Below are 13,784 nucleotides of genomic sequence, written 5' to 3'. Positions count from 1 at the left end.
TAGTGCTTTGTCATGATCTTGTTGCTGGTGCGCGGATGCGTTGCGGGAATTGGGTTTGGCAGGTGGGGCAGGTTCCGATGAGTCGGGCGAGCAGGTGTTGCAGGCGTCGGAGTACGGCGTAGAGAGTCATTCCGGCGCTGGGGTTTTTGGGTCGAGGCGTTGCAGGGTGAGGAAGGCGTGGGCGGCGGAGACGAGGGTGGTGTGGTGGTGCCAGCCTTGCCAGGTGCGGCCTTCGTAGTGGTCGAGGCCGAGGCCGGTCTTGATCTCTCGGTAGTCGTGCTCGATGCGCCAGCGTAGTTTGGCCAGGTGGACCAGGCGCCGTTTCGGTGTGTTCTCGGGCAGGTTCGACAGCCAGTATCGGGTTGGTTCGGGTTCACCGGGCGGCCATTCGGCGATCAGCCAGCGCAGCGGTAGGTCGCCGAAGTCGGCGGCTCGCCGGTGGGTCAGGCTGGCTGGCCGCAGCCGGAGGAACACGAAGTGGCCGCGCATCGTCCGGGTTCTGCCGCCGCGGCGTCGTGACCCTGACCGCCAGGCGACCGGCGTGGCGGCCTGGCGGCCGATCTCCAGGACGTGTGTCTTGAGGCTGGGTGCGGCTTCGCGATAGATCAGCGGCGGTCTGCGGCCGGCGCCTTTGTAGGGCGGTGCGGTGCGCCGGGCCTCGGCGGTGAACGCGGTGTGTGCGTTGTTCACGCCGACGACGTAGGCCAGGTCGCGGTCTTCGAGGCTCTGACGGAACTGCGCGGCGTCGCCGTATCCGGCGTCGGCGACGATCAGCGGTGGCCTGATGCCCCAACCGATGGCTTCATCGATCATCTCCAAACCGAGACGCCACTTCTCCTGATGCTTGGCCTCGGCCGGCATCGCGGCCCGCCGGCGGCGTTCGCCGGTGCCGGGCGTGGCCGGATCCCACGACTCCGGGACGAACAGGCGCCAGTCGACCGGGCAGGAGGCACTGTCGGTGACTAGGTTCAGACTGACCCCGATCTGGCAGTTCGTGACTTTCCCGGCCGTGCCCGTGTACTGCCGGGCCACGCCCACCGACGCCGTCCCGCATTTGAGCCAGCCCGTGTCGTCCAGGGCCCACGCCGCCGGGCCGACCGCCTCATCCATCCGGACCGCGAGACGTTCACGGACCGCGGCGGCAGCCCACGGACTGTTCGTGACGAAGTGATTCAACGCCTGCTCATGCGGCCCAGCCAGCCGGGCCGCCATCGGCTGGATCGACTTACGACGCCCGTCGAGCATCAGACCACGCAGATAGTCACCGGCACGCTCCTGCCAGCCCGAACGCGTCAACGACGCGAACACGTCCGCGACGAACGCGTCCAAATCCTCACCGAGACGATCAGCAGCAACGGAATCCACCACACCACAACACCAAGACCCGCATACACCTGTCGCCGTCACCCACCCGAAAGTGACAAAGCACTACTAGAGCCGGCCCGCCGCGGACCCGGCAGGGACGGGCCCCCCGGGGCCCGGCCCGGTGTCTGGCGGGAGCGACGGTCCCGCGGCCGACGAGCCCGAGTCAAGAATCGGAATCTCCTCGATCCTCGCCTTGAGCGCGTGCTCGGCCGCGTTGCCGAACAGCACGACGTAGCCGAGGAAGCCGACGAACGCGAGCGCGCCGATCACGATCTTCAGCGTCGGCGGCAGCGTCGACGGGGTCACGAACGCCTCGATCAGGCCGGAGATCAGGAACAGGAAGACCAACCCCACCGCGACCAACAGGCCCTCGCGGCCGGCGGCGGCGAGTGAGCGCGTGCGGGTCAGGTGCCGCGGCGGGCGGATCCACGCGCCGGCGATCCGCAGGCCCACCCCGGCCGCCACGTAGACGCCGGTCAGCTCCAACAGGCCGTGCGGCGTGATCAGGCTGAAGAACTGCTCGGCCTCGCCGTACTGGATCATCACGCCGCCGGTCAGACCGATGTTCAGCGCGTTGTTCCACAGTAGCCAGAGCACGGGCAGGATCAGCACGCCCGACGCCAGGCACTGCACCGACAGCCACGCGTTGTGGGTCCACAGCGAGAACGCGAACGTCTCCGGTGAGAACTCCGAGTAGTAGGCGGCGAACTCGGTCTCGACCAGTCGCCGGGCCGCCTCGTCGCCGATCAGCGCGTTGGACACCTCCGGGTGACCGGCGGTGTAGAACATCAGGAAGAAGCTCAGGGCGGTGAAGCCCGTGGCGACCGCGGACCACCACGGCCACGCGCGGTACGCCGCCAGGGGGAACCCGACCGTGAAGAACCGGCCGACGTCGGCGAGCCGCATCCGTGGCCCGGGCGAGATCGCCGACCGGCTGGCCAGCACGAGCCGCGACAGCCGGGCGATCAGAGCGGGGTCGGGGGTACGGCTGCGCACCACCGACAGGTGCGTCGCCGTGCGCTGGTAGAGGGTGACGAGCTCGTCGACCTCCTCGGCCCGCAGCCGCCGTCGGCCGGAGAGGTGTTCCAGCCGGCGCCACTGCGCGTCATGCTCGGCTACGTAGGCGTCGAGATCCACGCGCTCATAGTGTTCACTGTGCGGGTGACCGCGCAACCTCTCTCCTCCGACCGGCTCGTCACCGGCGAGGCTGTCGAGCTCGAGGTGCGCGCGGCCCGGGCCGGTTCGCGGGTCACGGCGCTGCTCGTCGACCTGATCGTGATCGCGGCGTTGGCGCTGGTGCTGGGCTCGTTCGGCTCGCTGGCGCTGTCCTCGCTGCCGATCGACCTGAACGCGGCGAGCATGCGCGGCATCACGGTGGTCGCCACCGTGGTGCTGCTCGTCGGTTACCCGGTGACCTGGGAGACGCTGTACCGCGGCCGGACGCCGGGCAAGGCCGCGCTGGGCCTGCGGGTGGTCCGCGACGACGGCGGCCCGGTGCGGCTGCGCCACGCGCTGACCCGCAGCCTGGTCGGCGTCGCCACCGAGTGGCCGGGCGTGCTGCTGCCGCCGATCACCTGGGTCGCCGCGCTGACGACCATGCTGAGCAACCCCCGCGGCAAGCGCCTCGGCGACCTGGTGGCCGGCACCATGGTGATCCACGAGCGGACGCCGGCGAGCTGGGGCTGGGTGCCGGGGATGCCGCCGGCCCTGGCCGGCTGGGCGCGCACGCTCGACCTGACCGGTGTCTCCGACGACCTCGCGCTGGCCGTCCGGCACTTCCTGGCCCGCGCCCGCGAGCTGCGCGAGCCGGCCCGCACGGAGCTGGGCCGCGCGCTCGCCGCCGAGGTGGCCGCGGTCAGCACGCCGCCGCCACCGCCGAACGTGCCGGGCTGGGCCTACCTGGCCGCGGTGCTGGCCGAACGGCACCGGCGGGCCCGGGAGCGGCTCGGCCGGGCGCGCGCGGTGAGCGCGGCGATCTGGCCCGACCTGGTGCCACGGCAGTACGAGCCACCGGCGGCACTGCCGGCCCCACCGCCGCCGCGGCCTGAGCTGCCGTCGAACCCGATGCTGCGTCCCGGCACGCCGTCCAACGCGGACACGCCGCCGCTGGGCTGGCCCACCACCGCACAGGGGCCTCGCCCGTTCTAGGGCGGCTCAGAGCCGGGCCTGCGCCTTCAGCGTGAGGTAGGCGTCGGCGACCGCGCCCGCGAAGTCCGTGGCCGGCGCGTCGACCACCTCGACGCCGCCCCGGCGCAGCGCGGCGGCGACCCGGTCGCGCTCGGCCAGCGCTCGGTGCCCGGCGGCGGACGCGTAGACCTCGGCGGCGGTCGTCGCCCGACGGGTGGTCAGCTCGCGCAGCACCGGGTCGTGCGTGGCCGCGACGATCACCTTGTGCCGGGCGACCAGCCGGGGGAGCACCGGCAGCAGTCCCTCGCCCAGCGCGCCCGGCTCCAGTGCGGTGAACAGCACGATCAGCGCCCGCTTCCGCTCGCGCCGCAGCACCTCGCCGACGACGAGCTCGAAGTCGGTCTCGACCAGCGCGGGCTGCAGCGGCGCCAGGGCGTTGACCAGGCGGGCCAGCAGCACCTGGCGGCCGCTGCCGGCCACCGAGGCCCGCACGGCGGTGTCGACGGCCAGGAGGTCGACCTGGTCGCCGGCCCGGGTGGCCAGCGTGGCGAGCAGCAGCGCGGCATCCATCGCGGCGTCCAGCCGTGGCTCGTCACCGATCCGGACGGCCGAGGTGCGGCCGGTGTCGAGGACGCAGACCACCCGGCGGTCGCGTTCCGGCCGCCAGGTGCGGACCATCACGTCGGAGCGGCGGGCGCTGGCCCGCCAGTCGATGGAGCGGACGTCGTCGCCGATCACGTACTCCCGCAACGCGTCGAACTCGGTGCCCTGGCCGCGACCGCGGGCCACGGTCGTGCCGTCGAGCACCCGCAGCCGCGCCGTCTTCTCCGGCAGGAGCTGTCGCGAGGCGAACCGGGGCAGCACCCGGACCCGCCACGGCGGCGTCGCCGGGCGGCCGGCGCGCTGGCGGAAGGCGAGCCCCAGCGGGCCGTGCGAGCGCACCGTGACGCGCACCGCCGGCCGGTCACCGCGCCGGGTCGGGGTGAGCACGGCCTCCAACGTCACACTGCTGTTGGGCGGCACGGTCACGTGTCCCGACCCGGTCACCGCGCCGGCGGAGGGCACCCAGGCGTCCCGGACGTCGGCGTGCAGCGTGCGGCCGCCGTTGTTGCGCACCCGCAGCCGTACGGTCGCCGACTGTCCGAGCCGGACGGTGCTGTCGCCGGCCCGGGCCAGGGAGACGTCGCGGAGGGCGGCGGCGAGGGCGAAGTCCACACCGGACACCACGAGGACGGCGAGTACGGCGATCGCGGCGGCCCACCACGGCGCCGACCAGAGCGGCATGGTGAGCGCGGCGAGGCCGAGCAGCACGGCGGCGCGCCAGGTGACCATCGTCAGCGCGGGGTGGGCACGGTGCCGAGCACGGCGTCGAGGATCTGGTCGACGGTCACGCCCTCGAGCTCGGCCTCGGGCCGCAGCCGCACCCGGTGCCGCAGCGTCGACCGGGTGACGGCCTTGACGTCGTCGGGCGTCACGTATTCGCGGCCGGAGATCCACGCCCAGGCCTTCGACGCGGCGAGCAGCGCGGTGGCACCGCGCGGCGACGCACCGAGCTCCAGCGACGGCGAGACGCGGGTGGCCCGGCACAGGTCGACGATGTAGCCGAGGACCATGTCGACGACGCCGACGCGGCCGACCGCGTCGCGCCCGGCCGCCAGGTCGGCCGCGGTGGCCACCGGCCGGACCCCGGCGCCGGCCAGGTCGCGCGGGTTGAAGCCCTGGTGGTGCGCCCGCAGCACGCCCAGCTCCTCGTCGCGGTTGGGCAGTGGGACGGCCAGCTTGAGCAGGAACCGGTCGAGCTGCGCCTCGGGCAGGGGGTAGGTGCCCTCGTATTCCACCGGGTTCTGGGTGGCGATCACGAGGAACGGCTCGGGCAGCGCCCGCGGCGAGCCCTCGACCGAGACCTGACGCTCCTCCATCACCTCGAGCAGCGCCGACTGGGTCTTCGGCGGCGTCCGGTTGATCTCGTCGGCGAGCAGCAGGTTGGTGAACACCGGCCCCTGCCGGAACGTGAACGCGGCGCCGCGCGGGTCGTAGACCAGCGAACCCGTCACGTCACCGGGCATCAGGTCGGGCGTGAACTGCAGGCGCTTCATGTCGAGGTCGAGCGCCGCGGCGAAGGCCCGGACGAGCAGCGTCTTGGCCACGCCGGGCACACCTTCGAGGAGCACGTGGCCGCGGCAGAGCAGGCCGATCAGCAGCCCGGTGACGATCGCGTCCTGCCCGACCACCGCCTTGGCGACCTCGGCGCGCAGCCGGTGCAGGGCCACCCGGGGATCGGTGTCGGCGGTCGGTCCGGCGGCGAGGGTCACCGTGGTTCTCCTTGATCGGGCCCGGGGTTGCCGGGCGTGCTGTCGCGGGGCTGGCCCGCGGCTGGGACGTCGCCGATCTCGTCGGCCACGGTGTCGAGACCGCGGGCGAGGTCGAGCAACTCGTCGTCGTGGGCGGGGTCCGGACCGTACAGCAGCCCGTCGACCTGCCGGGAGTCGCGGCCGGTGCGTGCGGCGACGGCGGCGACCACGTCGGCGGAGGTGTGGTCGGGTTCGAGGCCGAGCGCCGGCTCGATCCGGCGCAGCGCGGCGGTCCGGAGCACCGCGGCGGCCGGCCCACGCGCCTTGGCCCGCTGGTAGAGCCGGCCGCGGCCGAGCACGGTCTCGCCCGACCGCACCTCCACCGGCAGTGGCTCGCTGACGGCGGGGCCCAACCGCCGGCCGGCCCAGAGCAGCAGCAGGACCAGCGCGGCGGCCAGCGTCGCCAGCATCGCCCAGAGCCAGGGCGGGAACGCGTCGCCGATCGAGTTGCCGCCGTCGCCGGAGCTCTGCCCGTCGCCGTCGCCCCCGTCGAGCCCGTCGTCCTGCTCCGGCGGTGGGCGTTCCCAGTCGCCGGGGTCGCCGGAGTCGGGATAGTCGTAGGTCTCGTCGACCTGCGGCTCCGGCTCGTCGGTCGGCTCGGCGACCTTCGGCGGCACGTAGCGCTCGTGCAGGTCGAGCCAGACGAGCCGGGACCGGGTGGCCAGCAGGCCGGCGGCGAACGCCCGGTTGTCGTGCTCGTCGAGACGGTCGTTGCGGAACGGGTCGGCCGCGCCGACCACCACGACCTCCTGCGGGTAGGTGAACCGCACGACACCGTCGCCGTAGCAGGAGTCGTGGCCGCGCACCGCCCGGTTGCCCACATAGGACTGCCGTCGGGCGGCCACGTCGGCCGTCTCGGTGATGCCCTGGATCGCGCAGCCGCCGGACGGCACGCTCGCGGTCGCCCACCGCCGGTGCCCACGGGCCAGTTGCAGGCCGGCCCCTTCCAACGTGCGGGCCGGCGGGTCCACCAGCACCACCCGGGTGTGCGGTGGCAGCGACTCGAGCACGGCGGTGGTCTGCGGGTCGAGGTATTCGGCGGCCGGGACGAACAGCGTCGCGCCGCCCGCGTCGACGAGCGCGGCGCGCGGGTCGGTGTGCCGGACCACGGTGACACCGCGCGACCGCACCACCTCGGCCAGCCGCTGCGCGCCGATCGGCGCCTCGCTCACGGGCGAGAGGAAGTCGGCGTCGCCGGTGTCGGGCGTGTCGATCGCGTGCCCGACCAGCGTGACGACGATCAGCAGGGCGGCCACCCCGAACGGGATCAGCGTGCGGCGACCGCGCCGCCAGCCCCGGCGCAGCGCCGCCCGCCGCGCGCCGGCGCGGGTGCTCGCCGCCGTCACGCGTCACCCCGCCGGCTCGCCGGCACGCGGGCGCCGGTCAGCGCCCGGTCCACATCGGACGCGAAGCCCTTCATGGCGGTGTCGTCGTCCTCCGTCGCCTGTTTCTGCCCGTACCAGATGTCGGAGAAGACCAGGCCCGCGGCGCCGAGCGGCTGGTCGGTGGCCGGCGCGCTGCGCCCCGCGGCGGCGGCCAGCTCGGTGACCGTCCACCCCGGATGGTGCTCGATCACCTTGCGGTCGACCAGCAGCCGGACCACCGCGCGCAGCCGCTCGCGGACGGCCTCGGCCCACTGGCCCCGGGCGGCGAACTGGTCGGCCCGGGAGAGGAAGGTCGCCGCGGGCAGGTCGGGCAGCGCGTCGGGCTCCACCGTCTCGGGCTCGGTCGGGGAGGCCTCGACCGGCGTCTCCACCGGCCGCCGGCGCCGGCGCGGCCAGCGCAGCCGGATCGTGCGCAGCTTCGCCCAGTTGGACCAGACGAGCGCGACCACCGTCGCGAGGAGCAGCAGGATCAGTAGCTGCCAGCCGGGGGAGAGCACGTCGCCGAGCGCCGCCACGGCCTCGGTCCACCAGCGCGCGAACCCGCTCATCGGCGCACCGCCAGCGGGTGTGCCTCGGTGCCCTGGGCCCGGCCGAGGGCGATGTCGAGGCCCTCCGCGCGGAACCGGGTCTCCAGGTGCAGGGTCGCGGCCACGCAGGCGAGCGCGGCGTAGGCCAGGGTGTTGACCGCGACCCGCATCCCGAACAGCAGCACGCCGAGCGCCTCCGGCCGCAGCGGCACGAGCTGGTAGAGCAGGTTGCCGCCGACGGTGCCGACCAGGATCCGGATCAACCACCAGGTGAGGTACGCGACGAGCACGACCCACAGGCCGCGGCCGCTCGACCGGACGGCCAGCACGGCACCCCGCCCGATGGCCCGGAACGGGTTGACCCGGTCGACCACCAGGGCCGGGACGGCCAGGACGGTGAACCCGAAGGCGACCGCCCAGGCCGGGCCCGCGAACGAGACGGTCGCGACGACTACCCCGGCGAACAGGGCGAGCGCCACCGTGGCGATCGGGCGCAGGCCGCGCGGGTCGATCGCGTCGCGGTTGTCCAGGGGGCGGCCGAGCAGCAGGGCACCGGCGGCGCGGGCGGCGGGCGCGGCCAGCACCGCGATGATCATCGCCTCCAGCCCCGCGCCGACGCAGAGGACCGTCCAGACCTCCCCGAAGTGCCGGTCGAGGTAACGGAACGGGTCGGTCAGGTCGAAGCCGGCCCACTCGCGCAGCGGGGCCAGCAGGAACTGCTCGCCGACCGCGAGCGCGGCCGCCAGGGGCAGCAGCACCGCGGCGTGCGCGCGCAGCACCAGGAGGGCGGCGTCGAGCAGCTCGCCCACCGTGAGGGGGCGCCGGGGGATGGCGGACGTGTCCAGGGTCGGCTCCGGAGGCTGCGCGGGATAGCGGTCATCGTGGCATGGCGCACGTCACCCTCGGGGACCGGACCGGGTGAGATTGCGTACCGGACGGCCCGGATCAGTGCCGAACGACCGAATTGTGGGGACCGGTCGCCGGGTGGGTGTCGATAATCCGCCGGCCGGCCGGTCACACCGCGATGAACGCGGATGGAATATTGGTGCCATGAGAGCCCGGGTTCTGGTGGTGGACGACGATCCCGCGTTGGCGGAGATGCTCGGCATCGTGCTGCGCAGTGAGGGCTTCCTGCCCTCGTTCGTGGCCGACGGCGAGCGTGCCCTGTCCGCGTTCCGTGAGAACCGGCCCGACATCGTGCTGCTCGACCTGATGCTGCCCGGCATGAGCGGCATCGACGTGGCCCGGTCGATCCGGTCGGAGTCCGGCGTGCCGATCGTCATGCTGACCGCCAAGAGCGACACGGTCGACGTGGTGCTCGGCCTCGAGTCCGGCGCCGACGACTACGTGGTCAAGCCGTTCAAGCCCAAGGAGCTGGTCGCCCGCATGCGGGCCCGGCTGCGCCGGGGCGAGGACGCGGCGCCCGAGATGTTGACCATCGGCCCGCCCGGCAACCAGATCACCATCGACGTGCCGGCGCACACGGTCACCCGGGACGCCGAAGAGGTCAAGCTGACCCCGCTCGAGTTCGACCTGCTGGTCGCGCTGGCCCGCAAACCCCGCCAGGTGTTCACCCGCGAGGTGCTGCTCGAGCAGGTGTGGGGCTACCGGCACGCGGCCGACACCCGGCTGGTCAACGTGCACGTCCAGCGACTGCGCGCCAAGATCGAGCCTGACCCGGAGCGGCCGGAGATCATCCTCACCGTCCGTGGCGTCGGCTACAAGGCGGGCACCGGATAATCTGGGCCTCACCGTGAGCAGAGAGTCACTCCTCGAGCACCTCAGATCGGCCCGGGCCCGCGCCCGGGCCCTTTGGGGTCGCATCGTCCGGCAGGTGACGCTCTTCCTGGTGACCGTCGAACACACCTGGCGCCGCTCGCTCCAGGTGCGGGTCGTCACGCTGACGCTCGTGGTGTCGAGCCTGCTGGTCGCCGTCTTCGCCTACGTGGTCGCCTACCGCAGCTCGACGATCCTGCTCAACCGGGCCGAACAGACCGTGACCGCGCAGATGGAGAGCGGCCGGCGGTTCACCGGCGAGCAGCTCGCCGTCTTCGGCAAGGCCTACGAGCCCAACGTGCAGGGCACCATGCAGGACATCGTGGCCTATCTCGGTGGTGGCGACGCGCAGGAGCCCAGCTCCGGCCTGGTCGTGGTGCGGGCCGACGCCGTGGAGCTCACCTCGGTGCAGTCCCGCGCGGTCAAGGACGAGAACCTGCGCGAGGTCCTCGGCACCGACATCACGACGGCGGTCGGCGACGGGGCCGAGGCGACCGCGATCCGCTCCGCCGACCTCGGCGCCGGCCGGGCCAAATACCTGGTCAAGGGCGCTCCGGTGCGCACCAAGTTCGGGCAGGTCGAGCTCTACTACATCGAGCCGCTGACCACCCAGGACTCCGCCGCGACCCAGATCCGCACCACCGTGCTGGCCACCGGTGCCACCCTGGTGTTGCTGCTGGGGTTGCTGGCCGCGCTGGTCACCCGGCTGGTCGTCCGCCCGGTCCGGGTCGCCGCGCGCACCGCGCAGCGGCTGTCGGCCGGCCTGCTCGACCAGCGCATGGCGGTCACCGGCGAGGACGACCTGGCCCTGCTCGCCGCGTCGTTCAACCAGATGGCGGCCAACCTGCAACGCCAGATCATCCGGCTGGAAGACATGTCCCGCCTGCAACGGCGTTTCACCTCCGACGTCTCGCACGAGCTGCGGACGCCGCTGACCACCGTCCGGATGGCGGCCGACCTGATCTTCGCCGAGCGCGACCGGTTCCCCGCCGACGTGTCCCGCACCGCCGAGATCCTGCAGACCGAGCTCGACCGGTTCGAGAGCCTGCTCACCGACCTGCTGGAGATCAGCCGCTACGACGCGGGCTTCGCCATGCTCGACGCCGAGCCGACCGACCTGGTGCCGCTGGTGCACCGCGCGGTCGAGCCGCTGCGCGGCCTCGCCGAGCGCTGCGGCGCCGACCTGCGGGTCGAGGTGCCGGCCACCCCGGTCATCGCCGACGTCGACCCCCGCCGGGTCGAGCGCATCCTGCGCAACCTGGTCGGCAACGCGGTCGAGCACGCCGAGCACCGGCCCGTCGACGTCCGGCTGGTCTCCGACGGGGTCGCCGTGGCCGTGGCCGTCCGCGACCGCGGCGTCGGGCTCAAGCCGGGCGAGGAGAAGCTGGTCTTCAACCGGTTCTGGCGGGCCGACCCGTCGCGGGCCCGGCAGACCGGCGGCACCGGCCTCGGCCTCTCGATCAGCATCGAGGACGCCCGCCTGCACGGCGGCTGGCTCGAGGCCTGGGGAGCACCGGGCCAGGGCGCCCAGTTCCGGCTCACCCTGCCGGTCCGCGCGGGTGACCGGCTCACCGCCTCGCCGCTGCGGCTGGTGCCCGAGGACGCCGAGTTGCCCGCGGTGCTGCCACCGGCGCAGCCGCGCGCGATCACCCAGGCGCCGGCGGAGGTGCCCCGATGACCCGCCGCCGTCTCGCCGGGCTGGTCGTCACCGGCGGCCTGGTCGCCGGCCTCGTCGTGGGGTGCGGCATTCCCGACCACACCGACGTCAAGGTCGACCGGGTGGGCCCGGTCTCCGGCTCCAACCAGAACTCCGACCCCGAGCCGGTGCCGCCGAGCCGGACGGACGCCGACAACGTGGAGGAGTTCGTCCAGAACTTCCTCACCGCGGCCGCCGGCGAGTTCGACCCGGGCGGGAAGACCGACCAGCGCGTCCGGGACTACGTGTCCGGGCCGGCACCGGCGCTGAAGAACGTCAACCTCGTCGAGGTGGCCAAGATCGACGTCAGGCCCAACAACCGGGACGTCGCGCTCACCGTCAACCACCTCGGCGTGCTCGACGCCGAGGGCCGGATCAGCCCGCCCGACGAGACCACGACCACCTACCAGCTCCAGGTCCGGGCCGAGGAGAGCGGTGGCTGGCGGCTGACGAAGGTGCCGCCGGAGACGTTGCTCGACTTCGAGGCGCTGAAGACCTACTACACCGAGCGCACGCTCTACTTCTGGAACGCCGACCGCAACGCGCTCGTGCCCGACCTGCGCTGGTTGCCGGCCGAGGTGCCCACGTCGCGCGTGCCGACCGAGCTCCTCGAGATGATCGAGGACGGCCCTTCGCCGTGGCTCGGCACCTCGGCGTCCGCTTTGCCGGGCGACAGCAAGCTGCTCGCGAACGCGCCGATCGACAACGACCTGCTGACCATGAACTGGTCGCCGGCCGTCGGCAACGACGGGCAGGACTCGCTGGCCCAGCAGGTGGCCTGGACCATGCGCGCGTCGGGCCTGCACCCGCGCTGGCTGCAAATCAAGATCAACGGGCAGGCCCGCGACAAGCTGGACGTCAACGACCTGCTCTACCGCACGCCCTATCCGGTCGGCCCGGAGCCGCACCCCTACGCGATCCTCGACGGCAAGGTCAGCGCGCTGACCGTCCCGACGGGCGTGCCCGCGCCCGTCCCGCTGGCCGCGGCCGTCAACCAGAAGCTGCGCTTCGCCGCCTTCAAGCGCGCCGACGACGCCGTCGACGCCGCGATCGTCAACCAGCGCAACGAGTTGCGGGTGGGTTCGGCCGGCCGCGGCGCCGAGATCACCGACCTGGCCCTGGTCACCGGCGTCACGCCCCGTTCGGCGCCCGTCTGGCTGCCGAGGTCCCGGATGGGCCTGGTCGCCGGCACCGACCAGCGGCTCTACCTCTTCGGCCCCGACCACGTCGCGCGCAGGCTCGCACCGTCGGGCCTGCGTGACATCACCGCGGTGGCGGTCGCCCCCGACGGCCAGCGGATCGCGCTGATCGCCGACGGGAAGGTCTTCGTCGTCCCGGTCTCGATCGGGCAGGACGGCGTGAAACTCCTCGAGCCACGCGCGGTGATCGCACCGCTCGACAGCCCGACGGCGGTCGCCTGGAGCAGCGAGAACGCCCTGTCGATCGGCGGCACCGAGTCTCCCGACCGCCTGTCGATCACCGACGTCACCGTCGACAGCGCGCGCCGCACCCCGCGGGTCTACGACGCGCGCGGCGAGATCAGCATGATCGCCGCATTCCCCGAGACCGCCGCGCTCGGGCGCACCTCGAGCACGGTGCTCTACCAGGCCGACAACGCGACGTGGCTCGCCCTCGGCACCTCCACGCAACTGGGGCGTTCAGCCCTGGTCGGCGCCGCGCCGACCCAGACGCCGGGCAACGACCAGCCCACCCAGCCGATCGCGCCGTTCTTCGTCTACTGACGTGGTCCTCGCCGCGCTCGCCGACCTCGTGCTGCCGGCCGAGTGCGCGGGCTGCCGGGGCGCGCACGTGCCGCTGCGCCGGGGCGCCTGCCCGACCTGTGCCGCCGCCCTGGACGCGCTGCGGCCGCGGCCCGTCCGCCCCGACCCGGCGCCGCCCGGCCTGCCCGCCTGCGTCGCGGCCGGCGAGTACGCGGGCCCACTGCGCGAGACGCTGCTCGCCTACAAGGAGCGCGGCCGCGCGTCCCTCGCGACCCCGCTCGGTGACCTGCTCGCCGAGACGGTGGCCGCGGCCGCCGGCGGTGTGCGGCGCCCGGTGCTGCTGGTGCCCGTGCCGTCCACCGCGGCGGCGGCCCGGGCCCGGCACGGCGACCACGTCCGCCGCCTCGCCGACCGGGCGGCCCGGACGCTGCGCCGGGCCGGTTGGCCCGCGCTGGTCACCCAACCGCTGCACGCGCTGCCGAAGGCCGACGCCACCCACCTCGACAGTGCGCAACGGGCAATTGCCGCCGCGGCAGCGTTCCGCCCGCGCCCGTCCCGGCTGGCCCGCGCCCGAGCGCACGCGGCGGGTCGCGCGGTGGTCGTGGTCGACGACATCGTCACGACCGGCGCCACCCTCGCGGCGCTGACCGCGATCCTGGGTCGCGCCGAGGTTCCCGTCGACGCCGCCGCCCTACTCGCAGCGACACGCAAACGTCACCCTCAGTAGATCCGTTTTCACCCGATCGCGCCCACTGGGCGAAACTTCTCCGAACCCTCGGCCTGACAGGGGGTGACTGTTGCGCCAACCGGCGTTAGCGTGAAATTCACCGGGGTAG

General features: G+C 73.6%; 12 protein-coding genes. 5 read left to right on the top strand and 7 right to left on the bottom strand.

What is annotated here, in order from left to right:
* Positions 1 to 126: 126 nt before the first annotated feature.
* A complete protein-coding gene (locus Asi02nite_RS32765) occupies positions 127 to 1,365 on the bottom strand; it encodes an IS701 family transposase (RefSeq protein WP_203717893.1) in 1,239 nt (412 codons plus the stop codon).
* Between the two features lie 66 nt (positions 1,366 to 1,431).
* Entirely contained in the window at positions 1,432 to 2,502 is a 1,071-nt protein-coding gene (locus Asi02nite_RS32760) for a stage II sporulation protein M (RefSeq protein ID WP_203717890.1), read from the bottom strand.
* 24 nt (positions 2,503 to 2,526) lie between these two features.
* On the opposite strand from Asi02nite_RS32760, the gene Asi02nite_RS32755 reads away from it, so the two are divergent.
* On the top strand, positions 2,527 to 3,513 hold the full coding sequence (locus Asi02nite_RS32755) for an RDD family protein (RefSeq protein ID WP_239127342.1): 987 nt from the start codon (positions 2,527 to 2,529) through the stop codon (positions 3,511 to 3,513).
* 6 nt (positions 3,514 to 3,519) lie between these two features.
* On the opposite strand, the gene Asi02nite_RS32750 is transcribed toward Asi02nite_RS32755, so the two are convergent.
* From Asi02nite_RS32750 to Asi02nite_RS32730, 5 genes are read right to left on the bottom strand one after another with little or no spacing between them, the layout of a single operon-like run.
* Entirely contained in the window at positions 3,520 to 4,824 is a 1,305-nt protein-coding gene (locus tag Asi02nite_RS32750; RefSeq protein ID WP_203717888.1) for a DUF58 domain-containing protein, read from the bottom strand.
* 2 nt (positions 4,825 to 4,826) lie between these two features.
* Positions 4,827 to 5,804 carry an AAA family ATPase gene (locus Asi02nite_RS32745; RefSeq protein WP_203717887.1) on the bottom strand — a complete coding sequence of 326 codons (978 nt, stop codon included), beginning with the start codon at positions 5,802 to 5,804 and terminating at the stop codon, positions 4,827 to 4,829.
* Entirely contained in the window at positions 5,801 to 7,189 is a 1,389-nt protein-coding gene (locus Asi02nite_RS32740) for a DUF4350 domain-containing protein (RefSeq protein WP_203717886.1), read from the bottom strand. The genes Asi02nite_RS32745 and Asi02nite_RS32740 overlap by 4 nt, the downstream gene beginning before the upstream one ends.
* Positions 7,186 to 7,776: a DUF4129 domain-containing protein gene (locus Asi02nite_RS32735; protein ID WP_203717885.1), complete on the bottom strand. Its 591-nt coding sequence runs from the start codon at positions 7,774 to 7,776 to the stop codon at positions 7,186 to 7,188. The genes Asi02nite_RS32740 and Asi02nite_RS32735 overlap by 4 nt, the downstream gene beginning before the upstream one ends.
* Entirely contained in the window at positions 7,773 to 8,564 is a 792-nt protein-coding gene (locus Asi02nite_RS32730) for a hypothetical protein (RefSeq protein WP_203717884.1), read from the bottom strand. Before Asi02nite_RS32730 ends, Asi02nite_RS32735 begins: the two co-directional genes overlap by 4 nt.
* 241 nt (positions 8,565 to 8,805) lie before the next feature.
* On the opposite strand from Asi02nite_RS32730, the gene mtrA reads away from it, so the two are divergent.
* The 4 genes from mtrA to Asi02nite_RS32710 all read left to right on the top strand — a co-directional run bounded on the left by mtrA (position 8,806) and on the right by Asi02nite_RS32710 (position 13,675).
* The gene (mtrA, locus tag Asi02nite_RS32725; protein WP_203717883.1) at positions 8,806 to 9,495 is read left to right on the top strand and encodes an MtrAB system response regulator MtrA; all 690 of its coding nucleotides are present in this window, start codon (positions 8,806 to 8,808) and stop codon (positions 9,493 to 9,495) included.
* Between the two features lie 94 nt (positions 9,496 to 9,589).
* Complete coding sequence (mtrB, locus tag Asi02nite_RS32720; RefSeq protein WP_239127340.1) at positions 9,590 to 11,209, top strand: MtrAB system histidine kinase MtrB; 1,620 nt, start codon at positions 9,590 to 9,592, stop codon at positions 11,207 to 11,209.
* Positions 11,206 to 12,969, top strand: coding sequence for an LpqB family beta-propeller domain-containing protein (locus Asi02nite_RS32715; RefSeq protein WP_203717882.1), 1,764 nt, complete (start codon positions 11,206 to 11,208; stop codon positions 12,967 to 12,969). The genes mtrB and Asi02nite_RS32715 overlap by 4 nt, the downstream gene beginning before the upstream one ends.
* 1 nt (position 12,970) lies before the next feature.
* Complete coding sequence (locus Asi02nite_RS32710) at positions 12,971 to 13,675, top strand: ComF family protein (protein ID WP_203717881.1); 705 nt, start codon at positions 12,971 to 12,973, stop codon at positions 13,673 to 13,675.
* Positions 13,676 to 13,784: the final 109 nt, after the last annotated feature.

The organism is Asanoa siamensis (assembly GCF_016862555.1).
GTDB classification, from domain to species: Bacteria; Actinomycetota; Actinomycetes; order Mycobacteriales; family Micromonosporaceae; genus Asanoa; species Asanoa siamensis.
This window is presented reverse-complemented; position numbering and strand designations above follow the sequence as displayed.